23 protein-coding genes and 1 pseudogene are annotated in these 26,419 nt (G+C 51.6%); 8 read left to right on the top strand and 16 right to left on the bottom strand.

From position 1 onward, the window contains the following. Window positions 1-138: 138 nt before the first annotated feature. From kdpC to kdpF, 4 genes are all read right to left on the bottom strand, one after another. Complete coding sequence (gene kdpC, locus ACLH0H_RS20910; protein ID WP_411379460.1) at window positions 139-684, bottom strand: potassium-transporting ATPase subunit KdpC; 546 nt, start codon at window positions 682-684, stop codon at window positions 139-141. Window positions 685-770: 86 nt separating this feature from the next. After that, window positions 771-2,828 (bottom strand): potassium-transporting ATPase subunit KdpB, encoded by a 2,058-nt coding sequence (gene kdpB, locus ACLH0H_RS20905; RefSeq protein WP_411379459.1) that lies wholly within the window; start codon window positions 2,826-2,828, stop codon window positions 771-773. 20 nt (window positions 2,829-2,848) lie between these two features. After that, complete coding sequence (gene kdpA, locus ACLH0H_RS20900; RefSeq protein ID WP_411379458.1) at window positions 2,849-4,549, bottom strand: potassium-transporting ATPase subunit KdpA; 1,701 nt, start codon at window positions 4,547-4,549, stop codon at window positions 2,849-2,851. Window positions 4,550-4,559: 10 nt separating this feature from the next. Beyond that, window positions 4,560-4,649, bottom strand: a complete 90-nt coding sequence (kdpF, locus tag ACLH0H_RS20895; RefSeq protein WP_003218754.1) for a K(+)-transporting ATPase subunit F — start codon at window positions 4,647-4,649, stop codon at window positions 4,560-4,562. Window positions 4,650-5,072: 423 nt separating this feature from the next. On the opposite strand from kdpF, the gene eat reads away from it, so the two are divergent. Next, a complete protein-coding gene (eat, locus tag ACLH0H_RS20890; protein ID WP_076950382.1) occupies window positions 5,073-6,437 on the top strand; it encodes an ethanolamine permease in 1,365 nt (454 codons plus the stop codon). 111 nt (window positions 6,438-6,548) lie between these two features. Next, window positions 6,549-6,716 (top strand): DUF2897 family protein, encoded by a 168-nt coding sequence (locus ACLH0H_RS20885; RefSeq protein ID WP_003172675.1) that lies wholly within the window; start codon window positions 6,549-6,551, stop codon window positions 6,714-6,716. Between the two features lie 8 nt (window positions 6,717-6,724). Here the strand turns inward: ACLH0H_RS20885 and ACLH0H_RS20880 are convergent, their stop codons facing one another. The 5 genes and pseudogenes from ACLH0H_RS20880 to ACLH0H_RS20860 form a co-directional block, all read right to left on the bottom strand. Further along, window positions 6,725-7,573, bottom strand: coding sequence for an urea carboxylase-associated family protein (locus tag ACLH0H_RS20880; RefSeq protein ID WP_411379457.1), 849 nt, complete (start codon window positions 7,571-7,573; stop codon window positions 6,725-6,727). Window positions 7,574-7,588: 15 nt separating this feature from the next. Further along, window positions 7,589-8,233, bottom strand: coding sequence for a GntR family transcriptional regulator (locus ACLH0H_RS20875; RefSeq protein ID WP_411379456.1), 645 nt, complete (start codon window positions 8,231-8,233; stop codon window positions 7,589-7,591). 185 nt (window positions 8,234-8,418) lie between these two features. Further along, window positions 8,419-9,226, bottom strand: a pseudogene (gene tnpC, locus ACLH0H_RS20870) (IS66 family transposase); the annotation flags it as partial. After that, on the bottom strand, window positions 9,214-9,603 hold the full coding sequence (locus tag ACLH0H_RS20865; protein ID WP_411379455.1) for a transposase: 390 nt from the start codon (window positions 9,601-9,603) through the stop codon (window positions 9,214-9,216). The gene ACLH0H_RS20865 and the pseudogene tnpC, both read right to left, overlap by 13 nt. Before the next feature lie 303 nt (window positions 9,604-9,906). Continuing rightward, the gene (locus ACLH0H_RS20860) at window positions 9,907-10,239 is read right to left on the bottom strand and encodes a ComEA family DNA-binding protein (protein ID WP_411379454.1); all 333 of its coding nucleotides are present in this window, start codon (window positions 10,237-10,239) and stop codon (window positions 9,907-9,909) included. A gap of 448 nt (window positions 10,240-10,687) precedes the next feature. On the opposite strand from ACLH0H_RS20860, the gene ACLH0H_RS20855 reads away from it, so the two are divergent. From ACLH0H_RS20855 to ACLH0H_RS20830, 6 genes are all read left to right on the top strand, one after another. Continuing rightward, window positions 10,688-11,362, top strand: a complete 675-nt coding sequence (locus ACLH0H_RS20855; protein WP_411379453.1) for an acetyltransferase — start codon at window positions 10,688-10,690, stop codon at window positions 11,360-11,362. 8 nt (window positions 11,363-11,370) lie between these two features. Next, a complete protein-coding gene (locus ACLH0H_RS20850) occupies window positions 11,371-12,288 on the top strand; it encodes a hypothetical protein (RefSeq protein WP_411379452.1) in 918 nt (305 codons plus the stop codon). A 92-nt stretch (window positions 12,289-12,380) separates the two neighbouring features. Next, entirely contained in the window at window positions 12,381-13,223 is an 843-nt protein-coding gene (locus ACLH0H_RS20845) for a GNAT family N-acetyltransferase (RefSeq protein WP_411379451.1), read from the top strand. Then, the gene (locus tag ACLH0H_RS20840) at window positions 13,216-14,325 is read left to right on the top strand and encodes a DegT/DnrJ/EryC1/StrS family aminotransferase (protein ID WP_411379450.1); all 1,110 of its coding nucleotides are present in this window, start codon (window positions 13,216-13,218) and stop codon (window positions 14,323-14,325) included. Before ACLH0H_RS20845 ends, ACLH0H_RS20840 begins: the two co-directional genes overlap by 8 nt. Beyond that, a complete protein-coding gene (locus tag ACLH0H_RS20835; RefSeq protein ID WP_411379449.1) occupies window positions 14,322-15,647 on the top strand; it encodes an O-antigen translocase in 1,326 nt (441 codons plus the stop codon). The genes ACLH0H_RS20840 and ACLH0H_RS20835 overlap by 4 nt, the downstream gene beginning before the upstream one ends. 81 nt (window positions 15,648-15,728) lie before the next feature. Next, window positions 15,729-17,699 (top strand): acyltransferase family protein, encoded by a 1,971-nt coding sequence (locus tag ACLH0H_RS20830; RefSeq protein WP_411379448.1) that lies wholly within the window; start codon window positions 15,729-15,731, stop codon window positions 17,697-17,699. A 109-nt stretch (window positions 17,700-17,808) separates the two neighbouring features. Here ACLH0H_RS20830 and ACLH0H_RS20825 read toward each other — a convergent pair whose 3' ends face one another. Genes ACLH0H_RS20825 through ACLH0H_RS20795 form a run of 7 tightly spaced genes read right to left on the bottom strand, consistent with a single transcriptional unit; the run spans window position 17,809 to window position 26,415 of the window. Continuing rightward, window positions 17,809-19,803 (bottom strand): polysaccharide biosynthesis protein, encoded by a 1,995-nt coding sequence (locus ACLH0H_RS20825; RefSeq protein ID WP_411379447.1) that lies wholly within the window; start codon window positions 19,801-19,803, stop codon window positions 17,809-17,811. 56 nt (window positions 19,804-19,859) lie between these two features. Next, complete coding sequence (locus ACLH0H_RS20820; RefSeq protein ID WP_411379446.1) at window positions 19,860-20,879, bottom strand: MraY family glycosyltransferase; 1,020 nt, start codon at window positions 20,877-20,879, stop codon at window positions 19,860-19,862. Next, complete coding sequence (locus tag ACLH0H_RS20815; protein WP_411379445.1) at window positions 20,879-21,838, bottom strand: UDP-glucose 4-epimerase family protein; 960 nt, start codon at window positions 21,836-21,838, stop codon at window positions 20,879-20,881. The genes ACLH0H_RS20820 and ACLH0H_RS20815 overlap by 1 nt, the downstream gene beginning before the upstream one ends. 2 nt (window positions 21,839-21,840) lie before the next feature. After that, window positions 21,841-23,091: a glycosyltransferase family 4 protein gene (locus tag ACLH0H_RS20810; RefSeq protein WP_411379444.1), complete on the bottom strand. Its 1,251-nt coding sequence runs from the start codon at window positions 23,089-23,091 to the stop codon at window positions 21,841-21,843. A gap of 13 nt (window positions 23,092-23,104) precedes the next feature. Next, window positions 23,105-24,235 carry a non-hydrolyzing UDP-N-acetylglucosamine 2-epimerase gene (gene wecB, locus ACLH0H_RS20805; protein ID WP_411379443.1) on the bottom strand — a complete coding sequence of 377 codons (1,131 nt, stop codon included), beginning with the start codon at window positions 24,233-24,235 and terminating at the stop codon, window positions 23,105-23,107. A 23-nt stretch (window positions 24,236-24,258) separates the two neighbouring features. Further along, window positions 24,259-25,377: a UDP-2-acetamido-2,6-beta-L-arabino-hexul-4-ose reductase gene (gene wbjC, locus ACLH0H_RS20800; protein ID WP_411379442.1), complete on the bottom strand. Its 1,119-nt coding sequence runs from the start codon at window positions 25,375-25,377 to the stop codon at window positions 24,259-24,261. A gap of 3 nt (window positions 25,378-25,380) precedes the next feature. After that, a complete protein-coding gene (locus ACLH0H_RS20795; protein WP_411379441.1) occupies window positions 25,381-26,415 on the bottom strand; it encodes a polysaccharide biosynthesis protein in 1,035 nt (344 codons plus the stop codon). Window positions 26,416-26,419 lie beyond the last annotated feature (4 nt).

The raw sequence follows: 26,419 nt of genomic DNA, 5'->3' as shown, positions 1-26,419 counted from the left end.
TCAGGTATTCAAACCCACCCAAGATCCAATGTGGGAGCGGCGGTGCGACGATTCGACTTGCTCGCGAAAGCGGAGTGTCAGCCAATCTATCTGTAACTGACGCTCCGCATTCGCGAGCAAGCCCGCTCCCACAGGGGTTCAGCGTTTTTCCAGGGCCATGTTCAGCGCCAGTACGTTTACTACCGGCGGGCCCACCAGCGGGCTTTCGATATGCTCATCAAGCAACCGCTGCAAGCTCGACACCGGCACATTCCGCGCCGCGGCCACCCGCGCCAGTTGATAGGCAATCGCCTGCGGTGGCAAGTGTGGATCAAGACCACTGCCGGAGGTAGTCAGCGATGCCAGAGGCACCGGGCCCTGGCTGGGCACCAACTGTTTGTGCGCGTCATCGAACACGCGCGTGGCCAGCGCCGGGTTACTGGGGCCCAGGTTGCTGGCGCTGCTGGAAACCGTGGCAAAAGCGCCGGCCGACGGGCGCGGGTGGAACCAGCCGTCACCGGTAAAGTCCTGGGCGATCAGGCTGGAGCCGCGCACTTTGCCGCTGTCATCGCGTACGAGGCTGCCGTTGGCCTGGTCCGGGAAGGCGACTTGGGCGACGCCGGTCACCACCAGTGGATAGGCGACGCCGGTGATCAGAGTCATGAGCACCAGCAGGCTCACGGCCGGGCGGATGATGTTGGACATTTTGGATTCCTCAATTCAATGATCGGATCGCAGGGACGCGAAGCGTCCGGGGCGGCGTTCCCACGCGGAGCGAGGGAACGATCGGGTTACACCAGGTGCAGCGCGGTCAGCAGCATGTCGATCGCCTTGATGCCCACGAACGGCACCACAAGCCCGCCCAGCCCGTAGATCAACAGGTTGCGCCGCAGCAAGGCCGCCGCACTCGCCGCCTGCACGCGCACACCGCGCAGCGCCAGCGGGATCAGCACCACAATGATCAGCGCGTTGAAGACGATGGCCGAGAGGATCGCGCTCTGCGGGCTCTGCAAATGCATGACGTTGAGCACGCCCAGTTGCGGGTAGATCGAGGCGAACAGCGCCGGCAGGATGGCGAAGTACTTGGCCACGTCGTTGGCGATGGAAAAGGTGGTCAACGCGCCGCGCGTCACCAGCAGTTCCTTGCCGATCTGCACCACGTCCAGCAGCTTGGTCGGGTCGCTGTCGAGGTCGACCATGTTGGCGGCCTCGCGGGCAGCCTGGGTGCCGTCGTTCATTGCCATGCCGACGTCAGCCTGGGCCAGCGCCGGGGCGTCGTTGGCGCCATCGCCGCACATCGCCACCAGGCGACCGTCATTTTGTTCATGACGAATGCGCGCGAGTTTTTTCTCCGGCGTGGCTTCGGCCAGCACATCATCCACACCGGCTTCGGCAGCAATCGCCGCAGCGGTCAGCGGGTTGTCGCCAGTAACCATCACGGTACGAATGCCGAGTTTGCGCAACTCGGCGAAACGCTCGCGGATGCCGGGCTTGACCACGTCCTTCAGATGGATCGCACCGAGCAACTTGCCATCGGCACACACCAGCAACGGCGTGCCGCCGCTCTGGGCGATCTTGTCGATTTCCCGCGACAGCGCAGGTAAAAGGTCGCTACGTTGTTGGCCGATAAACGCCAGCAACGAATCCACCGCGCCTTTGCGAAATACGCGGCCCTGGTAATCGACACCGGACAAACGGGTCTCGGCGCTGAACGGCACGACCGTCAGCTCATCCGCGGCGGGCTCGGCCTGGGGGTGCAAGGCGCGCAGGTACTCGACGATGGATTTACCTTCCGCCGTGTCATCCCCCAGGGAGGCAAACAGCGCGCCTTCGGCCACTTCCTTGCCACTCACGCCCGGCGCCGCGACCACTGCCGTGCAGCGACGGTTACCAAAGGTGATGGTGCCGGTCTTGTCCAGCAGCAACACATGCACGTCACCCGCCGCCTCAACGGCACGGCCGGACTTGGCGATCACATTGAGGCGCACCAGGCGGTCCATGCCGGCGATGCCAATGGCCGACAACAAGCCGCCGATGGTGGTAGGAATCAGCGTCACCAGCAGTGCGACCAAAAATACCAGGGGCAAGCTGCCATTGGCGAAGTGGGCGAACGGTTGCAGGGTCACCACCACCAACAGGAAGATCAGCGTCAGGCCGATCAGCAGGATATCCAGCGCAACTTCGTTGGGGGTTTTCTGGCGCTTGGCGCCTTCCACCAGGGCGATCATGCGGTCCAGCGTGGACTCACCGGGGTTGGCGGTGATGCGGATCAGCAGCCAGTCCGACACGAGGCGAGTGTTGCCGGTGACGGCCGAGCGATCGCCGCCGGATTCGCGGATGACCGGCGCGGACTCACCGGTGATGGCTGCTTCGTTGACCGCCGCGATCCCTTCGATGACTTCGCCGTCACCGGGGATCATTTCCCCGGCGGCGACGCGCACCACATCGCCTTTGCGCAGGCTGGTGGCCGGCACGACCTTGAAGCTGCCGTCGCCTTCCTTGCGACGTGCGCTCAGGCCTTCACTGCCGGCCTTGAGGCTGTCGGCGCGCGCCTTGCCACGCCCTTCGGCCAAGGCTTCGGCGAAGTTGGCGAACAGCACGGTGAACCACAGCCACACGGCGATCTGCACAGCGACAGAGGTCGGCACGGCGGTATCAGGCACAAAGCACAGCACGGTGGTGAGAATGGCGGTCAGCTCGACCACCAGCATCACCGGCGAGCGCTGCAGTTGGCGCGGGTCCAGCTTGACGAACGCCTGGACCAGCGCCGGGCGCCACAGGGCGGAGATGGCGGTTTTGGCAGGCTCCCGGGTTTGCACCGGAGCGGCATTTTTTGCAGGCATATTCATTGTCATATCCCCTTTGCTCTTCATTTAGAGGCAGCCATGCTCAGATGTTCAGCAATGGGGCCCAGCGCCAGCGTCGGCAGGAAAGTCAGGCCGCCCACCAGCAAAATGGTCACGGTCAACAGGGTCACGAACAGCGGACCATGGGTCGGAAAGCTGTTCTGGCCGATGGGTGCGCTCTTCTTCATCGCCAGGCTGCCGGCCAGGGCCAGTACCGGGAGGATGTAGCCGAAGCGGCCGACCAACATGCCCAGGCCGAGCATCAGGTTATGGAACGGCGTGTTGGCGCTGAAACCACCGAACGCCGAGCCATTGTTGGCACTGGCCGAGGTGTAGGCGTAGAGCAACTGGCTGAAACCGTGAGGGCCGGGGTTACTGATGGCACCCGCCGGGCCAGGCAGGCTGGCGGCGATGGCACCGAGCACGAGCACGCCAACCGGCATCACCAGCAGGGTCACCACCAGCAGTTGCACTTCCTTGGCCTGCAGCTTCTTGCCCAGGTATTCCGGGGTACGCCCGATCATCAGGCCGGCGAGGAACACCGCGATCAACACGTTGAGCAACATGCCGTACATGCCGGCGCCGACGCCGCCGAAGATCACTTCGCCGACCATCATGTTGACCAGCGCTACCATGCCGCTGAGGGGGCTGAGGCTGTCCTGCATGCCGTTGACCGAACCGTTGGACGCCGCCGTCGTCGTCACCGACCACAACACGGTGCCGGTGGTGCCGAAGCGCGCTTCCTTGCCTTCCAGCGGCGCGGTTTGCTCCACGGCCGGGTTGTTCAGGGTCGGGTTGGGCTGGTATTCGGACCACAACGAGGTCGCGCCGCCGATCAGGAACAGCGCGAGCATGCAGCCAAGAATGGCGCGGCTCTGGCGCAGGTCCTTGACGTAATGGCCGAAGGTAAACACCAGCGCCACCGGGATCAGGATGATCGAGGCCACTTCAAACAGATTGGCCCAGGCCGTCGGGTCTTCAAACGGATGCGCCGAGTTGACACCAAAGAAGCCACCGCCGTTGGTGCCCAATTGCTTGATCGCAATCTGGCTGGCCGCCGGGCCCAGGGGAATCACCTGATCCACGCCTTGCATTGTCACGGCATCGACATAATGGGCGAAGGTCTGCGGTACGCCCTGCCACACCAGGAACAGCGCGAGCACCAGGCACAACGGCAGCAAGCCGTAGAGGGTGGCGCGGGTCATGTCGACCCAGAAGTTACCCAACGTCTGGGCGGATTTGCGACCGATCCCACGACATAACGCAACCAGCACTGCAAGACCAGTGGCCGCACTGACGAAGTTCTGTACGGTCAGGCCGGCCATCTGGCTGAGGTAGCTCAGGGACGCCTCACCGCTGTAGGACTGCCAGTTGGTGTTGGTCATGAAACTGACCGCCGTGTTGAAGGCCAGCGTCCATTCCTGGCCCGGCAATTTCTGCGGGTTCAGTGGCAGATAGTCCTGGAACAACAGGATCGCGAACAACAGCAAAAAGCCCGCGAGGTTGAACGCGAGCAAGGCCAGCATGTACTTCTGCCAGCTTTGTTCTTGCTGCTCGTTCACGCCCGACAGGCGATAACAGGCTTTTTCCACAGGGCCCAGCACCGGGGTGAGCCAGGTTCGCTGACCCTCCATCACCTTATAGTAGAAACGCCCGAGGAACGGCGCCGGCACCAGCACCACCGCGAAGAAGGCGATGATCAGCCAATAGTCATAACTGTGCATGGCCCAGCTCCTAGTTCCGATCCGCGCGTAACAGCGCAACCAGCAGATAAATGAACAGCGCCACGGCCAATAGCAGTGACACCCCGTCCAGAACGCTCATGGAAGTCTCTCCGTTCAGCGGCGAGTGCCGCGTGTGGGGCAATTGTCCGCAGGAGTGGCGTAAAGGAACGAGAGCGAGGGAGTGGGCGGGGCGTAAAGACGGCGTAAAGAGTGGGTTTATGCGGGGTTTACAGGGGATTTTTGGCGGCTGGGCGGGCGTCATCGCGGGCAAGTCGAATCGTCGCACAGCCGCTCCCACACTTGACCGCATTCCTACTGGATAAATGCGTCGAATGTGGGAGCGGGCTTGCTCGCGAAAGCGCCAGCTCAGTCACCACCGCCCTCATCTGGTGCAGCAAGGTGGCATTTCAAACGCCAAACCATCCCCCACACGACGCTTGCTCCGCTTTACGACACCGATTCCCAGCCTGGCATGCCCGCTGCAACACCTTGAATCATTCCAAACCGTTCAGGGAGCAACACAATGAACACACAACTCAAACCCACCTTGGGCACCCTGCACTTATGGGGCATCGCCGTCGGCCTGGTCATTTCCGGCGAATACTTCGGCTGGAGCTATGGCTGGGGCGTGGCCGGTACCTTGGGGTTCCTGGTGACCTCGTTGATGGTCGCCGCGATGTACACCTGCTTCATCTTCAGCTTCACCGAACTGACTACCGCGATTCCCCACGCGGGCGGGCCGTTTGCCTACAGCCGTCGCGCCTTTGGTGAGAAAGGCGGCTTGATCGCCGGCCTCGCGACCCTGATCGAATTCGTCTTTGCGCCCCCCGCCATCGCCCTGGCCATCGGCGCTTACCTGAATGTGCAGTTTCCGGCGCTCGACCCCAAGCACGCCGCCGTCGGTGCGTACATCGTGTTCATGGGCCTGAATATCCTCGGCGTCAAACTCGCTGCGACCTTTGAGCTGGTGGTGTGCGTGCTCGCCGTCGCGGAGTTGCTGGTGTTCATGGGCGTCGTCGCGCCCGCCTTCAGCTTCAGTAACTTCGCCCTGAACGGCTGGGCCGGCTCCGACACCTTCGGCGCCCCGGCGATTGCCGGCATGTTTGCCGCGATTCCCTTCGCCATCTGGTTTTTCCTCGCCATCGAAGGCGCGGCCATGGCGGCCGAAGAAGCGAAAGATCCGAAGCGCACCATTCCAAAAGCCTACATCAGCGGCATTCTGACCCTGGTGGTCCTGGCCATGGGCGTGATGTTCTTTGCCGGCGGCGTGGGCGACTGGCGAACCCTGTCGAACATCAACGACCCGTTGCCGCAGGCCATGAAAACCGTGGTCGGCGACAGCTCCGGCTGGTTGCACATGCTGGTATGGATCGGTCTGTTCGGTCTGGTGGCGAGCTTCCACGGCATCATCCTCGGCTACTCGCGCCAATTCTTTGCCCTGGCCCGCGCCGGCTACCTGCCGTCCTTCCTCGCCAAACTGTCGCGGTTCCAGACGCCCCACCGAGCCATCCTCGCCGGCGGCGTCGTGGGTATCGCCGCCATCTACAGCGACGGCCTGATCAACCTGGGCGGCATGACCCTGACCGCCGCCATGATCACCATGGCGGTATTCGGCGCCATCGTGATGTACATCATGAGCATGCTCAGCCTGTTCAAACTGCGCAAAACCGAGCCGCTGCTGGAACGCACCTTCCGCGCCCCCGGCTACCCCATCGTGCCCGGCATTGCCTTGGTGCTGGCGCTGGTGTGCCTGGTGGCCATGGCCTGGTTCAACACACTGATCGGGCTGATCTTCCTGGGCTTCATGGCCGTCGGCTTCGCCTACTTCCAAATGACCGCGCAAGACCGCGCCGACGCGCCGGCGGATGCGATGTTGACCGGGCTCTGATCCATTCCAGGCAGAACGGGCCTACACTGAACTAGTAAGAAAGCCCGTCACTCAAAGCAGTCGTTCCCGTGGGAAAGTTCTCCCACGGCAATCTGCCTCAAGGAGAGCGTTATGCCGTGGTATGCGTGGTTGATAATGGTAGTCGCGATCGGGTCGATCGTCGGAGGGCTGATGATGCTGCGTGACAGCGCCAACAAAGTCGAACTCACCGACGAACAACGCAAGCGCGTGGCCGAACGCAACGCCCAGGCGGACGCCAAGGACGCGCAGGATCGCTGAACCTTGGGCTACTCCCAACTCGCCTTGGCGATCTGCAACCCGTGCTGCCCCTTATAGGCAGCACGCTCCGGCTGGCTCCAGCCATTAAGCAATTCCTCTTCCAGCTTGTACACCTCGACCCCCAGCGGACGACACACCGTCAAAGGATCCTGCGCCTCCGGCCCCCACATCGGCAGCGACAAATCCCCACCGGGACAGGTCGACAACGCACACAACACATCAATCTCGGCAAAAAACTCCAGGTAATCGCCCTGCTTCGCCGGGCAGGCTTTCATGAAATACATGTCGTCATGATTCAAGCCCGTGCACTGGAAAATATTCAGTACGTCATGCACATCGAACTCCGTCAGGCCGTGGGGCAATACGGCGCGGGTCAGATTCGAATGGCAATGGTGATGAAAGTCCTCACCGGTCAGCATCCGGTTCACATACGGATCACACCGCGTGCCGAGCAAATCATGCAGACGCCCACCATGCTCATCGATGCCATAACTCGCCAGGCTGTCATCGGTGATCGTCAGCAAAGGCCGCAGAAACGGCAAGTTCGACCACAACCGGTCATGGGTGCTCACATGTGCGCCCTGCAATTGACGCGTCCGCGCCGCCCACAACCGCTCGCGCGGGTCGTTGGCGTTCCACACGTTGAAGTCCCCCACCTGCGGCCCCATCGGCGTGGTCACACGGAAAACGTGCCCGGCCGGTACTTTCCATGCCCTGCCCGTGCGGATCGGTACTTCGAATTGTTCGATCAGAGTGCGCTGCACCTTTTGGTCACGAATGCGCTCATAGAACGCCGTGTCGACCTGCAATGCCGAACCTTTACTGACCTGATACGCGGCGGGATAGTCTTTGAACATGATGCAGGTCCTCAATCAAGGGTGAGTAAACAAGGCCAACGACAGGCGTTCCGAATCGTCCAGGTACAGGCTCATCGCCTCCCCCGCCGCAGGCTTATTATTTTCGAGCAGAAGTTGGTAGATCTCACGATCACGCTCCAGCCAAGGCAACTGGAAACGCTGCTCATCGGGCGCCGCACAAAACACTAGGCGCAACTGCGCGATAACCTGCGCGAAAAACTCATCGAACAACGGACTGCGCATCAACCCGACAATTTGCTGATGAAACACCAGACTGTGGGTAGCAACCGCCCGCCAGTCCTCACGCTCACGGGCCAGCGTCGTGGCGTCGATTGCATTCTGCATACGCTCGGATTGATCGTCTGTCAGAGCGCCACTCTGAGCGATAGCCTGCAACTCCAAGGTGCGGCGGACCACAAACAAATCACGCACCTCCTCCCGCTCCAACCGCCGGACCATTACGCCTTTATTGCGCACGTAGCGAGTCAGCCCTTCCTGGCCGAGACGGTGCAACGCTTCGCGGATGGTATTGCGTGATGCGTTGTAGGCGTTCACCAGTTCGGCTTCGATCAAAGGCATGCCTGGTAGAAGCCGCCCGCCAATGATGTCGGCGCGTATTTCAACGGCAATTTGGTTAGCTAAAGACAAATTAAGTGTCATGACCTACCTCCATGGATTGTTGAACAATCCTCGGCAGCAGGACAATCATTATTCATGCCAATCCATCGCAAGCGTTGCGAATACGTTCAAGACTAATTCGTTCGAAGGCCAGGAGGCCATCCCGGAGTTCATCGAAGCATGCTAGAGCTATGATCGTAAGCGTTCGCCCAACACACCTTGCATGATTAAACGGGCGCCCACCTGCGGCAACAGCGCGGTAATCTCACTCGCACGCTGCGTCGGCAGGCGTGTAAGAACATCCCTCAAGCAAGCATACGGATCATGCCCGTTGAGCCGCGCCGACTGGATCAAACTCATGATCACCGCCGCACGTTTACCGCTGCGTAACGAGCACGCGAACAGCCAGTTCGAGCGCCCAAGAGCCCACGGCCGGATTTGATTCTCGCACCAGTTATTATCGATGGGCACAGCACCGTCATCGAGATAGCGCGTCAGCGCTATCCAGCGTTTGGGACCGTAATCCAGCGCCTTGGCATGGCCGAACCCTCAGGCACAAGCTGTCTTTGGGCGATCATCCAGGTATGAAGTGCGTCGGCGATTGGCGCTGCTTTTTCCTGCCGTATTCGCTGCCAATCACCCGGCTCCAACTCTCGGACTTCTCGTTCAACTTCGTACAAGGCCGCGATGTAGTGCAGCGCTTTTTCGGCGACCTGGCTCTTGTTGGTCGCGTGCAAGTCGAAGAACTTCCGGCGGGCATGGGCCATGCAGCCGATCTCCGTACGCACAGTTCAAAGCCTGCCTTGTAGCCGGCAAAGTCATCGCAGACCAGATTACCGTTCCAACTGCCCAAGAAGGCTCGGGCACGTTCGCCAGCGCGGCTCGGGCTGAAGTCGTAAACGACCGCCGCCAGGTCGGAGAACTGACTGGTGGCATAGGCCCAGACGTAAGCGTGATGAGTTTTTTCGCGCCAGGCGTCAGCATTTGTACCGGCGTCTCGTCGGCGTTAACGACGCCGTGCGTCAGTACGGCTTCGACAGGTGCCGGTTGCAGCGCCAGAGAGGGCTAGTGGCGGCGCTAGACTGATGGGCCAATTGCGCTGGCAAGCAGGCCATGGCAGGCGAGTTAGAGCACCGTGATGGCTCGTGGCAGAAAGGGCCTGATGCATCGGCACCGGCGGCGATGTCTTGCACCGGGATGAAGGCGGTTTCAAGTGTCAGGCTTTTCTGCGCATGCACGCGTATCCATTTATGGACGAGGTTGGCGTTGAGATTGTGGGTAAACGCGACATTAGCGATCGAGGTGTCAGGCTGCGCGCATTCGGCGATAATCTGGGCCTTGAAGGACTTTGAATAGGAACGGCGTTCAAGTGGCATACGCGTCCGCTTAAAAAGGCTAAAAATGGTGTCCATTTAATTTAGGTGGACACCATCGCCTCAAGCGACGGTGTCAGGAGGCTGTGTTGCCCGGACGGTTACCTATGATCTGCTATGGAAACAGACTGTAGCCCCTAAGCCAGCGTCGCCTGTTAGGTTGCTGCATAGTGCCGCGACAAGGAATTGTTCAGCTATAAAAGGGTGCAATTCGGAAGGACGTGGTTGTTCGAATGCTAGAGAAAAACTAAACAGCCTCGACGCTAGCGAGTCGACGCCAAAAAACATCTACTTGGTGGAGAGGCCGGTGAATGACCGGCCTCCCTTATCGCTTGCACGTAATTATTTGATCTGTAGCCGCGCGCGATTTTTTTCCAAGAGCGCCTTGCCGATACCTTTAACCTCCAACAACTCATCTACCGATGTAAAGGGTCCATTGCTTTCGCGGTAAGCAACGATCGCCTTGGCCTTCGCAGCGCCAATACCGAACAGATCATTACGAAACGTATCTGCATCTGCGGAGTTGAGGTCCACCTTATTAGAAATTCCCGACTGGGCGCTCTGAACCGTCGTTGGAGCTGACACTTGTGGTTCGCTAAAGGGCACCGCACTGGCTACTAGCGAAATACTGGCAAGGAAAGCAAAAACAAGAGACGAAAAACTCGCTTTACGCATAGGTGATACTCCGTGGAATCAGTGAGAAAAGCAGCTTTCCTAAGCTGCTCTTCAAACCTAGGCGATCTACGACGAGAGTCAAAAACGACTGAGTTACAGAGTGTGAGAACCACTTGAAGCCCCAAGGGACACGAGCTTCAAGACTGATCCGCACGGACGCAATTGCGCTTGCTCCGGCATGGACGAGTACAATGGAGATTTTCGTCACAGCTATCAGTACACTAGCAACTGCGAAACGATTCGGGTCATGCGAGATCGAAAGCGTGGGCCTGCCAGCCAGCCTACAGGGGGCTCCATCGCTCGACGAGCAGCAGGGAGATAAACAAGCCTGCTTTAGCGCACGCCTCGAGAGATTCAGGCGCGCCCATCGCGAAAATGCGAGCATATGAACGTGCGTATCATTTTTTGGAATGATGCAAAAATCAAAACATCGAAAAAGGAGGTTGGAATGAAGAAAGATAAAAAATTGGTGATCATCGGCGCAGGAGAAATGGCGATGATCGCATACGAATACTTCACTCATGATTCGGATTATGAAGTCTCTGGCTTTGCCGTCGAGCGCGAATATATCGTGGATAACGAGCTCTATGATTTACCGATCGTGCCCTTTGAAGACATAGAGCAACGTTTTCCGCCGAGCTCCTTTGAGGCGTTTGTAGCAATCCCCGCTTCACAGCTTAATCGGCTAAGAACGCGACTATACAACGAGACAAGATCCAGAAACTACACCTGCGCTACCTATATTAGTTCACGAGCATTCGTCTGGCGCAATGCAAAGATAGGGGATAACTGTTTTATCTTTGAAAACAATACCGTCCAACCCTTCGTGGAGATAGGTAACAACGTTGTTCTATGGAGCGGCAACCATATTGGGCACCGGACAGTGATAGAAGCCAACTGCTTCATTTCGTCACATGTTGTTGTTTCCGGCTACTGCAGAATAGGAAGCGGTAGCTTTTTAGGTGTAAACGCGACAATCAATGATCGCATTACAATCGCCCGCGACTGCATTGTAGCCTCAGGCGCTTTGGTGTCGAAAAATCTGACAGAGCCTGAACGTATCTACTACGGCGCTCCTGCTAAAGAACTGCCCAAGAAAAGCTCATTCAGCGTAAAGTTGTAGGTAAAGTCATGAAATGGAATAAATTAGGTCATGTTTTCTCCCCTATAGGAAACGATGATTGGAAGAAAGACTTCGCGATGACGCCAACGCCATTCTTATTGAATGACAAGGTCATCCGTGTGTATGCCGGGTTCAGGGATAATGAGGGAATAAGTCGCATCGGGTACATCGATCTTTCAGCTAAGGATCCAACGAAAGTGCTCGGCGTTTCCGACAAGCCGGTATTGGATCGTGGTCGAGATGGCTGTTTCGATGACAATGGCGTAATTCTTGGAGACATCGTAAGATATGGCGATGTGTTGAGAATGTACTATGTCGGATTCCAACTGGTTAAGCGAGCTAAGTTTTTGGCCTTTACTGGGCTCGCGGAAAGCACCGATGAGGGAAATACTTTTCAACGGGTAACTGAAGCCCCAGTTATGGATCGGACCCAGGGTGGTACTACAATCCGTGCTATCCATACGATACTATTTGAAGATGGCCTTTGGAAGGCATGGTTTGCGGTAGGTGACTCTTGGGAAGAAATCAAGGGTAAACAGTATCCTAACTACAACATATGGTATACAGAATCAGCTGACGGAGTACATTTTAACCAACCCGACGTGCTGTGCGTGGACGTAGAAGGAGACGAGTACCGTATTGGCAGGCCGTCTGTATACAAGCACAATGGCACTTACTATATGTTTTATACGAAAGGTACCACCTCAGGAGAAGATTACTTCCCAGGCGTCGCACTCTCTAAAGATGGTAAACAATGGGAACGTCGAGATGAGGATTTCGGCTTAACTCTATCTCCCGGAGAGTTCGATTCTATGCACCTATGCTACCCGCGCCTGGTTTCTGCACACGGCAAAGTATTTTGTATTTATAATGGTAACAATATGGGCATCGATGGGTTTGGCGTTGCGGAGCTCCTAGAGTGGTAGTCTGCAGCTTTTACTCCCCTGCGGATAAGCCGACCTGGGACAGCTTTATTGCTGGCTCCAAAACCCCTATATTTCTATTCAAACGCGACTTCATGGAGTATCACGCCGATAGGTTTATCGATGCTTCGCTAATGATCTATGAAGATGACGTACTGTTAGGGGTATTACCAGCATCCCGCACAGATGACATTGTAACCAGCCATGCTGGGTTAACTTATGGTGGGTTGGTGCTGTCGGAGAAAGCCAGAGCAGATTCTGTTATATCTTGTCTTGAAGCAGTAGTAGAATTCTACAGAGAAGTCGGCTTCAAAAAAATCATTTATAAAGCCATACCTTACATTTTTGCAAAGCATGGCGCGCAGGAAGATCTTTATGCTTTATTCAGAATAGGCGCGAAGTTAGTTCGTCGTGATCTTTCGAGTGTTATCTACCTTAAGCGCCGTTTAAAACTTTCCAAAGGTAGGAAGTGGCTAATCGCGAGAGCGAAGAAAAACAACCTAACTATGAGCACGTCTACAGACTGGCCGGGGTTCGTTGAGCTTTTGAGCAGCGTACTTCAGCGACACGATGCGACTCCAGTGCACAGCGCCGAGGAGCTAGTGTTATTAGCAAGTATATTTCCTGAAAATATCTCACTTAGGGTCATTGACTTCGAAGGAAAAATGCTCGCTGCCACGGTCCTTTTTAAATTTGATACCGTAGTCCATACGCAATATCTCGCGACCAGCGCAGAGGGCAAGGAGGTCGGCGCGCTCGACTACCTCATAGAATCTTGTATTCAAGAGAGCCAGGAGAAGAACTTTGAATATTTCAGTTTTGGTATCTCGACAGAAGAGCAAGGCCGTTGGCTGAATAGCGGACTGATCACTCAAAAAGAAAGCTTCGGCGCCCGGGGCATCATTATTGACTTTTATGAGATTACTTTAAATGATTAACTTTTTAGACTTGAAAAAAATCAACCGCCGCTATTCTTTAGAACTCAAAGAGGCGTGTGCGAGAGTAATTGATTCGGGCTGGTACATTGGCGGGCAAGAGCTGTCAAACTTTGAACAAGAATTCGCCAACTATTGCGGTACAAAATTTTGCGTAGGTGTTGCAAACGGGTTGGACGCATTGACACTAACGCTTCGCGCCTGGAAGGAGATGGGTAAGTTATCGGAAGGCGATGAAGTCATTGTCCCGGCTAACACCTATATCGCCAGTATCCTAGCCATCAGTGAAAATCGTCTGACGCCGGTTCTGGTTGAACCTGATCCTGAAACGTATAATATTTCGGCCGATTCTATAGAAAAAGCGATCACTCCACGCACAAAGGTAATTCTCGCCGTACACCTTTATGGGCAATTAGCGGATATGCCTGCCCTGTGCAGGATCGCCCAAAAACATAATTTGCTAGTACTCGAAGATTCTGCACAATCTCACGGCGCAAGTATCGACGGTCGTAAATCCGGAAACTGGGGTCATGCATCAGGATTCAGCTTCTATCCTGGTAAAAATCTGGGGGCTTTGGGCGATGCCGGTGCTGTAACTACGAATGATGAAGACTTGGCTTCCGTTGTCCGAGCGCTGGGAAATTATGGCAGCTACAAAAAATACGAAAATCAATATAAGGGCGTCAACAGCCGGCTGGACGAAATTCAAGCTGCAATGCTCAGAGTAAAACTTAATTACATTGACAATGAAATTAATGAACGCAGAAAACTGGCTAATCTGTACCTTCAGGAAGTAAAGAATAACTCGATTTACTTACCTAGGGTTTCGCTGGAGGAACAACACGTTTGGCATTTGTTTGTGGTGCAAACAAAAAACCGAGATGGGTTGAAAGAGCACCTTCAAGCCAATGGAATTCAGACGTTAATTCATTACCCTATTCCTGCACATAGACAAAATGCCTACAAAGACTTAGCTGCACAAAGCTACCCGATCACTGAAGCAATCCACGAGCGTGTATTAAGTGTGCCACTGAGCATTGAAACAACCGAGGAAGAGGCCGAGACCATCATCAAGAGCCTGAATAACTTTCAAGCTGCTGATTGATAAAAACCTTGTTGAAGGCCGGCCAAGAGCCGAATTCGCAACATAGTAAATTTGGTAGAAATTTGAATATACTAAAAACGGGATTTTTAACCTCAGTTGCTACATTAGCAAGGTTGATCTCGGGATTTCTCGTCATGAAACTGGTTGCGGTAATGGCTGGCCCCGAAGGAGTCGCACAGTTTGGACAATTCATGAGCTTGACGGCACTGCTGGTAGTATTTGCAGGCGGTGGAGTAGGGTCTGGAGTTGTCAAATATCTCGCGCAGTACAGAGAGCAAAAGAAAGATGTCCAAGTCTTATTAAACTGTGCATTCAGCTTTTCACTGATCTCGTCTTTAGTTATGTGCATCAGCGTGCTGGCACTCAGTGAACAAATAACCCATTGGCTACTGGGTGATATACGTTATCAAAGCCTGATCGTGGTTTTAGCATTCGTGCAGTTTTTTGTAGCACTAAACAACTTAATCATTGCCATCATCAACGGCATGATGGATGTCAAACGCCTTGCCGCAATACATGTAGGGGGCGCAACAATAGGCATATTAGCTCCCCTATTATTAGGGTATTATTACCAACTCTACGGAGTAATGCTTGCTTTCCTTTTGAGCCAGGCAAGTTTGTTAGCCATAAGCTTGACCCTATTCATGAAGAGCGATTATTTTAACTGGGCTTATTTCAAGGCAACTTGGAATAAACCGATGATGAGTAGGCTTGCACAATATTCTTTAATGACGCTAACGTCTGCCCTCCTCGCACCTCTAATGCAAATTTTAGTGAGAAACATCCTGAGCGAAAGATTTTCTTGGGAGCAAGTAGGTTATTGGCAAGCGGTAAGCAAGGTTTCAGATGCCTATCTACTTTTTATAACAATGGCGATAAACATCTATTACTTACCAAGATTATCAGCAATATCCCAAAAAAGTTCGTTCATCTCTGAAATAAAAACGGCCTACATATTTTTGGTCCCCGCTGTAAGTATTCTCGCATTAACTATTTACGAGTTGCGAGAGATAATAACAAAACTATTATTCTCTGAAGCTTTTTTAAGCGGCCTATACCTTTACGCGCCTCAACTAATAGGTGACGTAATAAAAATAGCGTCGTTCATACTCTCATTTATAATGCTCGCCAAAGCAATGACCAAAACTTTCCTCTTCTCAGAACTATTTTTTAGCTTAACTTATGTACTATGGGTCTATGTGCTTACTGACCACTTCGGACTTATAGGTGCCATGTATGCATTTATATTAAATTACACCTTGTACTTATTATTTACCGCGTACGTCGCAAAGCGTTATGTGGGCAGACTAAACAACATGTGACGAAAGCAAGGGCAGAAAAAATAATTCGCCCTATGCGTAAAACTAAAAACACAAAAATTTTCATTAATAAGAGCGGTAATTGTGGCATCTATATACAGGCCGGACATAGATGGGCTTCGAGCGGTCGCTGTGCTCGCAGTTGTGTTGTTTCATGCTTTTCCAAACTCTATAACGGGAGGGTTTGTTGGTGTTGATATATTTTTTGTAATATCAGGCTTCCTTATATCAACTATTATCTTCGGAGGGTTAGCAGAAGGCACATTTTCATTTAAAGATTTTTATAGACGCCGGATCCACAGGATTTTTCCAGCTTTGATCATTGTTTTCCTAAGCTGTTGGTCTTTTGGTTGGGTCTATTTATTTGCAGATGAATATGCTCAGCTTGGAAAGCATATCTTGGGAGGCGCGTTTTTTTCCTCAAATATCATTTTACTCAATGAGGTTGGATATTTTGACAACTTATCCGAATCAAAAATCCTACTTCATCTCTGGTCGTTAGGCGTTGAAGAGCAGTTTTATCTATTATGGCCACTACTTGCTTTTTCAGTAAAAAAAATAAGACTAAATTATGCAACTCTGATTATCACTATCACGCTTTTTTCATTTGCATTAAATATCCATAGTTCTATATACGATCCAGCTTCCGCCTTTTATACAATTCACAATAGGGCGTGGGAGCTTCTGGCCGGTGCCATATTGGCACTAGTCAAACTCAATCACTCGAAGCCATTATCTCCGTTAAATGCTAATAGCCATACTTTGCGTAACACGCTCTCTTTTGGCGGCGCTCTACTTATTGCATTTTCTTTAATTATTATAGATAAGCACACGACCTTTCCAGGTTGGTGGGCTTTGGCTCCTACAGCAGGTACTGTATTGATCCTCGCGGCCGGCCCGCACGCTTGGCTCAACAAAGTATTTTTATCGAATAAGCTCATGGTTTGGATTGGGTTGATCAGCTTTCCTCTTTATTTGTGGCACTGGCCAATACTCACATTCGCAAGGCTGCTGGAAAATGGTTTACCCAGTTGGCAAATCCGCTCAAGTTTAATTTCCTTGTCGGTATTATTGGCGTGGCTAACCTATGATTTTATTGAACGCCCCATAAGACGCAGTCAACATAAGTCGACCACTCCGTTGCTGGTGGTCGCTATGCTGTCAGTGGCATCACTGGGTTATGTCACCAACTACAACGACGGTTTTCCCAGCAGGCCCATTGTAGAAAAATCTGAGCGTGCGCTCTCCCAGCTTGTAGGGCCTATTTGGAAATACGCATCAAACGAGCAATGCTTGAAAAAATACCTGTTTGAAGAAAGCAAAACATACGGATGGTGGTTCTGTATAACAAATCGGGATGCCGAGCCGACCGTTCTCCTATATGGCAATAGTTTCGCAAATCACCTATTCCCTGGTCTAGCCAATAACGAACAATTTAAAGGCAATACTATTTTGTCTATAGGTGTATGTGGGATAGCTGGGGCCGACAAGGCCGATGGCACGCCCGAGATCGGCGGTTGGCCATGTAGTGGGGGCCGCCCTCGACGACAGGAAGCCTTCATCCACGATATTGTGAAACGATCTAAGTCGATCGAATACGTGATCATCGACGGTTTTCCTCAACAATTTGACGCCGACTATATAAACAGCGTCAAGCAGCGGATAGCTTTTTTTGTTGATAACAATGTGAAAGTTATTATATTCAAACCTCACCTTACCTTTGACTATAATATCAAGGGGTGCTTTACACGTTCAGCACAGCTATACTCCAGAGCTAACGGCCAGTGTACGATAGGTTTAGAGAAATTGAAAAAATTGGAATCAGACTTCGCTCCTTTGGAAAACGAGATAAAGAGTGTTTTCCCATCGGTACAATTTTTTGACCAGAACTCAATGTATTGTGATGAAGCGCAGTGTTCTATGATAAATGACGGAATGCCCGTATTCAGAGATGAGTATTATCACTATTCAGAATACGCCAGTTCAAAGTTGGCGGATTTATTTGTCACTTGGGCGAGCGCGCACGCGCCCGGAATTCTGAAAGAGGCAAAATAATCTAAATATTACTCTAAGAACCTTTGCTCCCAATATACATAGAACCGCATACCAGGCTGGTATGTGGTTCTATGTGCTAGGTGTCATTTCTACTCCAGAGCGGTTCGCTTCAAGGGTTAAGTCGCCGCTGCTGATATATCCAATCTACGATTTCGCCATCGGGAGTATAACCGCTGACAGTATCTCGTAGTAACTGCCTTACACGATCATAGTCATCCTTATCCACCGCTGCCAGCAATTCGCATAATATATCCTTAAACTTTTCCCAAGGTAGATGGTCTTCATTGGCGCTCATGATCATTGGATGCTGCGTCGGTGCAACATTATCGCCAATCAGCAATTCCTCATATAACTTTTCGCCTGGCCTCAGGCCGGAAAATTCGATATAGATGTCTCCATGTGGGTTTTTTTCTGAGCGCACACTCAGACCGGACAAATTGATCATCTTCTCGGCTAATTCAACGATTTTTACCGGCTCCCCCATGTCCAATACGAATACATCGCCTCCAAGCCCCATTGAGCCAGCCTGAATCACAAGTTGAGCTGCCTCAGGGATGGTCATAAAATAGCGTGTGATTTTAGGATGGGTGACAGTCAAAGGCCCGCCAGACTTAATTTGTTTGTGAAACAACGGAATGACCGACCCCGAAGAGCCAAGGACATTACCAAAACGCACCATGGTAAATCGGGTTCTGTTTACATGCGATACATTAGTTGTGTCGCCAAACAAGATTGGGGCCTGCTCGCGGCTGAGGGCTTGCAGGGTCAATTCAGCCAAACGCTTGGTACTTCCCATAACATTCGTAGGGCGAACTGCTTTGTCGGTTGAGATCAATACAAAGTTTGCTACGCAGGCTTGTAGCGCGGCCTGAGCAGTATTCAATGTACCCATTACATTATTCAAAACACCTTCAGCGATATTGTGCTCAACCATCGGAACATGTTTATAGGCGGCCGCATGGTAAACAGTGTTCACCCGCCAAGCTCTCATAGTATCGAGCAGTTTAGATGGATTGCGAACGGACCCCAATATAGGTAATAACTTTACGGACAAAGACTCACGCAGAACTCGCTGTTCAAGCTCAGACAAGATAGTGTATAAATTGAATTCGCTATGCTCAAATAATAGCAATACAGTTGGGCGTAACAATAGGATTTGCCTGCAGAGCTCTGAACCGATAGATCCCCCGGCACCAGTCACCAGTACAACCTGCCCTTTAATGCAGCGTTCCATCAGCTCAGCTTGGGCTGGAACAGCATCACGTCCTAACAGGTCGGCGATATCCACCTCTTGGATATCATCCACCTTAACCCGTCCACTGGCGAGGTCCATGAAGCCTGGCACGCTTCGCACATGGAGGGGAAATCCTTCAAGGAAACATAGAATCTCTCTGCGACGACCACGATTAGATGAAGGAATCGCCAAAAGGATCTCCTGCGCCCCCGTCGTGTCTATCATGCGTTGGATGTGCTTAGGTTTGTAGACTTGCAGCCCAGAAATTACGCGATCAGAGATACTGACATCATCGTCAATAAATGCCACAGGTCGCATGACGCGGCCCATACGGAGCGCAGCAACCAACTGATTGCCGGCTGCGCCAGCGCCGTAGATTGCAACACGTGGCAGACCATCGTCACGGCTAGTAAAAGGAACATGCTGCGCGGCCGTAAACCAGTCTCCAAGGAAATATTGGCGCATGGCCAACCGCAGCCCCCCCACCATGATCAGACTGAGCCACCAGTAATTGAAGATAATGGAACGCGGCACTACATTTTGGTGGTTACTGTACCAATAGACAGCCACACCTAGAATCAGAGAGGACAGGCTAACAGCCTTGATGATAGCAATCAGCGCATCGTTGCCAAAATATCGCATTACCGCTCTGTACATTCCAAAGCGAATGAACAGAGGAATCGCTACTACGGGCGCCACTAAGAACAACCATAAATGGTCCCGAAATGGATTGACCATTTCATCAATACCCAAACGCACGACGAATGCCAACCATAACGCAACCCAAACTATGAAGACGTCCGCAGTTACCTGTATCAGTCGCTTCTTGCGCCGAGGTAACCCAACAAGAAACGTTCGTAACTTTTCCATAACCCCTTCATCCACTTGGAGTTGCTCCCATGAATCCCGCCCAGAGCGCGATTGTTTCAGTGATTACCTTCAACGCTACCAGCTTTGAATTTGATCGCTATAATAATAAGAGGCGCATAAGCAAGAACCACTCCCCACGCACCATCCCAGTTCAGCAAGACTACAGCAAGGGCAATAGGCAATAGCCAAAATAAATTGAGTGCTGCGACTGTGAGCGTTACAGTCAGATGTTTTCCGAAGCGTCGGGCGGCAAATTGGTAAGCATGGCTGCGATGAGCTTCATATACCCTATCGCCACGTAGCAACCTGCGAAGTAATGTGAAAGTAGAATCAACGATAAAGACCCCTAGCAGGATTAACCATGCCCACAGCAGTTGCGAGGACACCCACGCAGCCTGGATAGAAATTACACCTAGCACCAACCCGAGGAACCCACTCCCAGCATCGCCCATAAAAATACGGGCAGGAGGAAAATTCCAAAAAAGAAAACCTGAAACTGCCATAGCAAGAAGCAATGGGAGCCAAAATAGCCCTTCAAAACCACCTAGCCAATAAATCAGACAGGCCCCGAGACAAGCGCAAATTGCCTCTACGCTCGCGATCCCGTCGATCCCATCCATAAAATTATAAAGATTGAGCATCCAAACCAAGTAGACCGCAGCGAAACAACCACCCGCCCAACCTAAATCTAAAGAAGTACCGAACGCTGTGATTACAGGTAAGCCTCCCAACCAGAATAATGCCCAGGCCGCGGCCGTGAAATGCCCGAGCAATCGCCATCGTGCGGCGATATGTCCATGATCATCCAAAAACCCGACTAATGCTACTAACGCGCCGGCCCACCAAATGGCGATCAATACTTGCAAAGGAAGCAGTTGCCACCAAGTTATGAACGGTAGCACCAGCAAAAAGGCGACGACGATCGCAACTCCTCCCCCCCGCGGCGTGGGTACCGAATGAGAGCTTCGGGCATTCGGTATATCAATGATACTACGAGCAAGCGCATAACGACGAAGACCTATGGTCAGCCCAAATGAAACAATTAAAACCCCGAGAATCAACCACCAATAAATCATTATTTTTTTAGTTCCCTATAGTGGTGCGCCGTGGCCTTCAACGCATCATCGACTGATACAGGTGGAGTCCATTGCATCAGTTCCTTATTTTTACTGATATCTACCTGCAACGATCCACAGAGTCGCTGAGATAATGATTGCTTACCAAGCATAGTCGCTGCGGTGCTGAGCATCCAGCTGGGTACGGGCAAAAGATGTGCGGGCTTACCCAGCGCGCTTGCCATTTTTTTTAACAGTTGAGTGGTCGAAAGGTCTTCTCCATCGCTTACTAAAAATGTCTGGTTTGCAGCTGAAGGGTGAGTGGCAGCAGTTATTATAAGATCGACCAAATTATCTAATGCAACCAGACTGCGGCCGTTATTTATCGCGCCAAAGGGCAAGGGCAATCCCTTGTCCAACCACCGCATCATGTTAAGAAAGTTGGCTTTTACACCGGGACCATACACGAGCACTGGTCGGATAATTACAACCTCCATACCGATCCGGGCCGCAAGTGCTCGCAACCCTTGTTCGGCTTCCATCTTGGAGACACCATAGGGATCTCCTGGTGCCGGACGATCTTCCGCTGTGTATGGACGTCCGAGGGCAGTACCTTCGCCATTAACCTTTATTGAGCTAATGAAGACAAAGCGTCGCACACCTGCCTCAGCAGCTTTTTGAGCAAGGTTAAGGGTAGCTTCGACATTCACCTTACGGAATGCCACCAGAGGATCAGCTTCTTTGTCATCCATGACATGAACACGTGCAGCGCAATGCACCACCACATCGATACCAGTCAAACACTCATCCCAGCGGGCACTTTCAAAGGACTCAAACGCAACGATATCGACGCCACTTGCGTCCAACACGGCTCCGTTACGGACGGCGGCTGTCACTGAAAAGTTGTCTGCTACCAGCCTGCGCAGTAGAGCTCCACCCACGAAACCAGTAGCGCCTGTCAAAAATACAGATTGCGACATCACTATTGTCCTTTACGTAAGGTTGCATCGCGAAAAAGCCGCTCCAAGCGGCTCAAAAGACTGAATTTAGAATAGTTTATCAAATAGTAATCACGGCCCGCTCTACCCATTGATACACGATGCTCAGGATCCATCATAGCCAGATGGAACGTAATGTCCGCAAGCGCCGTTGCATCACCCGAATCACAAGACAGCCCAGCGCCAGATTCGTTTATAACCCGTGCAGCCTCGCCGTTAATCATACCGAGAATCGGCTTACCGGATGCCAGATAAGCTTGGACTTTACCTGGAATTGTTTTTTCAAAGACATCATTCGTCTTCAACGAGACAAGAAGCGCGTCAGCGCAGGCAAACAGCGCGGGCATTTCCTCAAGCGGATGACGGCCTAACAGTAGAACGTTATCCAACCCACGAGCAGTCACTATCTCAGAGAGCCATTGACTCATCCTACCGTCACCTACGATGACCCAACGCACGGCTACCTTTCCTGCGAGCGCCTGAGCGGCCTCGATCACCACAGGAAAATCCTGAGCCTCCCCCAAGTTTCCAGCGAACAAAACTGTAAACACATTGGAGTCTGGTTGAAGTAAGGTTGAGGGCTGATTGATCAGATTCGAAAAATCGTCCTCAGCCCAGCTTGGAAAATAAACCAAACGGTCGGTAGAAATATCTTTCGTACAGTATCGCCTAACGTTTTCAAAAAAACCGTGCGACTGTAGTAATAAATAATCTGCCTGGTTGTAGATCCAAGATACCAACCGTCCTACACACCTCAGTAACAAGGGTGCCTTAAGGACGCCAACTGCCCTGAGCGTCTCCGGCCATAAATCCAGCACCCAAATAAACACTGGTGTTTTTTTTAAATGCCCTATCACCAGCGCTGGTATGGCAGCCATAATCGGGGACACTGCGTAAACAAAAATCGCGTCATATCGTTCGTGACGTAATTTCCAAGGGCCCATTACACTCGCAATGGTAAAAAAAGAAAGATAATTAAATATTAAGCTCAGGCTGCGCTTTCCACGAGGTATAAGCGGTATCCGAACGATTTTGGCTGCGGCAAACTCTTTGAATTGTTCTGGATGTTTTTTATATTTCTCGTACACCTTACCTTCAGGATAATTAGGCAAGCCAGTCAGCACGGTTATTTTATGGCCTCTATCGGACATATCTTTAACAAGATCATTGATCCGCATGTTCTCGGGCCAAAAATACTGTGTGACAATGAGAATATTCAGCTTATCCTTAGACATTTAAGCAACCCAATCAGTAGCGTTTCCAAACAATACGGTTTACATAGTCAGTATAACTATGAATAATCCTAACAATCTTTTCAGAAACATTTGGCATACTGTAGTCGGCAACTAAACGTAGAGTGCGAGCACTGCCAGTTTCCTGTTTTTCCAATATCATTAAACCTTGAAGCACTCGATTAACCTCCAACCCAACCATCATCACTGCGGCTTCTTCCATGCCCTCAGGACGTTCGTGAGCCTCGCGAATATTCAAGGCAGGAAAGTTAAGAATCGAGGACTCTTCATTTATCGTCCCACTGTCTGACAATACGGCCTTTGCCGTCAGTTGCAATTTATTATAATCCTTGAACCCCAAGGGCTTAAGTAACCGAACATTGTCGTGAAAGTCTATACCCATTGCATTTACGCGCTTAAGTGTGCGCGGATGAGTCGAAACAATTACCGGGTAGCCAAATTCCCCTGCAACCGTATTAAGCACGTCAACCAACTTCAAGAAATTTTTGTCTGAGTCAATATTTTCCTCGCGATGAGCGCTAACAACAAAGAACTTGCCGTGCTCCAAACCCAGGCGCTCAAGAACATCAGAAGCTTCTATGCCTGGTTTATTGTGGGAAAGGACTTCATACATAGGGCTACCCGTTTTGACCACCATGTCAGGAGACAGCCCTTCTCTTAGAAGATAATCCCGCGCAATAGTGCTATACGTCAAATTTATATCAGCTGTATGATCTACTATACGACGATTGATTTCTTCGGGTACTCGCATATCGAAGCAACGGTTACCTGCTTCCATATGAAATGTGGGAATTTTCCGACGCTTCGCCGGGATAACTGCCATACAGCTATTTGTATCGCCCAAGACCAATAAAGCTTCCGGACAAACTTCCGACAGCACCCGATCCACCGCGATAATTACGTTACCGATAGTTTCAGCGCCAGTCGTACCAGCGGCGTTGAGAAAGTAGTCTGGCTTACGTATGCCAAGATCCTGGAAAAAAATTTCGTTCAGCTCGTAGTCGTAGTTCTGACCAGTGTGGACCAATATATGATCACAATATCTGTCGAGTGAAGCAATAACCCGCGACAAACGTATAATTTCTGGTCGGGTTCCTACTACGGTAACTACTTTCATCTTTTCCATATCTGTCTCTAGCCTGCGAATAATTAATCTGCGGAGCCTACTGGCTTGGCAAAGGTATCGGGATTTTCGCGATCGAATATTTCATTAGCCCACAACATCACGATCATCTCATCACTTCCGACGTTGGTAATGTCATGGGTCCAACCAGGAACAGTTTCCACAATTTCCGGCTTCTCACCTGAAGTAAAACACTCAAAGAACTCACCAGAGTCGATACGACGAAATCGAAAACAAGCCGACCCTTTAATTACGAGAAATTTTTCTGTCTTGGAATGGTGATAATGCCCTCCTCTGGTAATGCCGGGATGTGCAGTAAAATAAGAAAACTGCCCTGAATCTCTGGTTTTTAACATCTCGACAAAAGCACCACGAGGATCTGTAAACTTTCGAACCTCATAGGTAAATCGCTCTGGAGGAACATAGCTTAGATATGTCGAATAAAGAGCGCGCACAAGACCAGTACCTACCGGCTCGGTGATAAGCGTATCCCGACTGTCACGAAACTTACCCAGTTGTGCGGCTAAGTTACCGACAGTGATTTCATAGGACGGGCTAATCGACATGAATGGATCACCTGCAATTTTTCCGTCCATCACGGCAATAAATTGAGCTATCACATCATCTATGTAGACCAGCGTAATAGCCGCGTCCGGATCATTGATCTTAATCGGGAGTCCAAAAGCGACATTGTGACAGAAAGTTGCTACGACTGAATTATAATTAGGTTTTGCCCATTTGCCAAAAACATTGGGCAAACGAAAAATATGAATAGGCACAGCATAATTCGTAGCTAGCTCAACAAGGGCACGCTCGGCGCCGAGCTTGCTGACACCATAGAGACTATCTAGTTGCGCGTGGCTCGATGACGTATAAAGAACGGGAATTTTTCTGCCGGCAGCTGCTATTTCATCACATATCGTTTTCGTTAGATCAGTATTTCCACTCCGAAACTCTTCCGGGTCGTCCGGCCTATTTACTCCAGCCAGATGAAATATGAAATCGACTTCTGATATCATACTCTTCAGCGAGCCCAAGCTATCACGACGAGAAAACAACGAAATTTCTACGTCCTGACGCTCAAGCAAGTGTGTATACAAATTTTTAGCGACAAACCCCTGCGCACCCGTGATTAGAACTTTCATCACTTACTCCTCAGGCGTAGCGTGCTCGCCACGCTGAATTGAGCGCATGAAATCAAGTTTTAATAATAATTTTTGCATCCCGTCAATATCCAACCGCTCGGTATTATGGGAGTTATAATCTTCAGTCGCGGAAATTTTCTCCTCACCCTGCTCAACAAATTTACTGTAGTTTAAATCTCGCAGATCTGGGGGTATTCGATAATAGTCACCTCGATCCTCCGCACAAGCCATTTCTTCGCGACTCAATAATGCCTCGTATAACTTTTCGCCATGACGAGTCCCAATAACCTGTATAGGGTGCTGGGGAAGCCCCATCAGCGAAGTTATCGCACGAGCAAGGGTGTCAACCGTCGCGGCGGGCGCCTTCTGGACAAATAGATCACCATTGTTACCATGCTCGAAAGCATAGAGAACTAGGTCTACAGCGTCAGCAAGCGTCATCATGAATCGAGTCATATGGGGGTCAGTGATGGATAATGCCTTACCTGCCCTGATCTGCTCTACAAAAAGCGGAATTACCGAGCCACGAGACGCCATAACGTTGCCGTAGCGTGTTCCGCAGATTACGGTTTTGCTCTCGTCTACATTTCGGGATTTCGCCACCATGACTTTTTCCATCATCGCCTTGGAAATACCCATTGCATTAATGGGGTAAACCGCCTTATCTGTGCTAAGACAGACAACACGTCTGACCTCGTTCTGGATAGCAGCCTCAAGCACGTTATCAGTACCGATAACGTTAGTTTTCACCGCCTCCATCGGGTGAAACTCACAAGAAGGCACTTGTTTCAACGCTGCCGCATGAAAAATGTAGTCCACGCCGCGCGTAGCATTCAGCACGCTTTGATAATCTCGCACATCACCGATATAAAATTTCAATTTTGAATTGTTATACCGTTTACGCATATCGTCTTGTTTCTTCTCGTCGCGACTGAAAATTCTAATTTCCGCTATATCAGTCGCCAAAAAACGCTTAAGGACAGCGTTCCCAAAAGAGCCCGTGCCGCCACTAATGAGTAGTTTCTTTCCTGAAAACACATAA

The sequence above is a fragment of the Pseudomonas sp. MPB26 genome (assembly GCF_046605355.1).
Lineage (GTDB): Bacteria > Pseudomonadota > Gammaproteobacteria > Pseudomonadales > Pseudomonadaceae > Aquipseudomonas > Aquipseudomonas cedrina.
This window is presented reverse-complemented; position numbering and strand designations above follow the sequence as displayed.

What these genes read in the sequence shown, in the direction of transcription:
- wbjC (WP_411379442.1), bottom strand. Translation starts at nt 25,377, where the DNA reads ATGAAAGTTCTAATCACGGGTGCGCAGGGGTTTGTCGCTAAAAATTTG.
- kdpB (WP_411379459.1), bottom strand. Translation starts at nt 2,828, where the DNA reads ATGAATATGCCTGCAAAAAATGCCGCTCCGGTGCAAACCCGGGAGCCT.
- ACLH0H_RS20885 (WP_003172675.1), top strand. Translation starts at nt 6,549, where the DNA reads ATGCCGTGGTATGCGTGGTTGATAATGGTAGTCGCGATCGGGTCGATC.
- ACLH0H_RS20860 (WP_411379454.1), bottom strand. Translation starts at nt 10,239, where the DNA reads ATGCGTAAAGCGAGTTTTTCGTCTCTTGTTTTTGCTTTCCTTGCCAGT.
- ACLH0H_RS20820 (WP_411379446.1), bottom strand. Translation starts at nt 20,879, where the DNA reads ATGATTTATTGGTGGTTGATTCTCGGGGTTTTAATTGTTTCATTTGGG.
- kdpA (WP_411379458.1), bottom strand. Translation starts at nt 4,549, where the DNA reads ATGCACAGTTATGACTATTGGCTGATCATCGCCTTCTTCGCGGTGGTG.
- ACLH0H_RS20875 (WP_411379456.1), bottom strand. Translation starts at nt 8,233, where the DNA reads ATGACACTTAATTTGTCTTTAGCTAACCAAATTGCCGTTGAAATACGC.
- ACLH0H_RS20825 (WP_411379447.1), bottom strand. Translation starts at nt 19,803, where the DNA reads ATGGAAAAGTTACGAACGTTTCTTGTTGGGTTACCTCGGCGCAAGAAG.
- wecB (WP_411379443.1), bottom strand. Translation starts at nt 24,235, where the DNA reads ATGGAAAAGATGAAAGTAGTTACCGTAGTAGGAACCCGACCAGAAATT.
- ACLH0H_RS20880 (WP_411379457.1), bottom strand. Translation starts at nt 7,573, where the DNA reads ATGTTCAAAGACTATCCCGCCGCGTATCAGGTCAGTAAAGGTTCGGCA.
- ACLH0H_RS20855 (WP_411379453.1), top strand. Translation starts at nt 10,688, where the DNA reads ATGAAGAAAGATAAAAAATTGGTGATCATCGGCGCAGGAGAAATGGCG.
- ACLH0H_RS20815 (WP_411379445.1), bottom strand. Translation starts at nt 21,838, where the DNA reads ATGTCGCAATCTGTATTTTTGACAGGCGCTACTGGTTTCGTGGGTGGA.
- ACLH0H_RS20840 (WP_411379450.1), top strand. Translation starts at nt 13,216, where the DNA reads ATGATTAACTTTTTAGACTTGAAAAAAATCAACCGCCGCTATTCTTTA.
- eat (WP_076950382.1), top strand. Translation starts at nt 5,073, where the DNA reads ATGAACACACAACTCAAACCCACCTTGGGCACCCTGCACTTATGGGGC.
- ACLH0H_RS20810 (WP_411379444.1), bottom strand. Translation starts at nt 23,091, where the DNA reads ATGTCTAAGGATAAGCTGAATATTCTCATTGTCACACAGTATTTTTGG.
- kdpC (WP_411379460.1), bottom strand. Translation starts at nt 684, where the DNA reads ATGTCCAACATCATCCGCCCGGCCGTGAGCCTGCTGGTGCTCATGACT.
- ACLH0H_RS20865 (WP_411379455.1), bottom strand. Translation starts at nt 9,603, where the DNA reads ATGGACACCATTTTTAGCCTTTTTAAGCGGACGCGTATGCCACTTGAA.
- ACLH0H_RS20850 (WP_411379452.1), top strand. Translation starts at nt 11,371, where the DNA reads ATGAAATGGAATAAATTAGGTCATGTTTTCTCCCCTATAGGAAACGAT.
- ACLH0H_RS20845 (WP_411379451.1), top strand. Translation starts at nt 12,381, where the DNA reads ATGGAGTATCACGCCGATAGGTTTATCGATGCTTCGCTAATGATCTAT.
- kdpF (WP_003218754.1), bottom strand. Translation starts at nt 4,649, where the DNA reads ATGAGCGTTCTGGACGGGGTGTCACTGCTATTGGCCGTGGCGCTGTTC.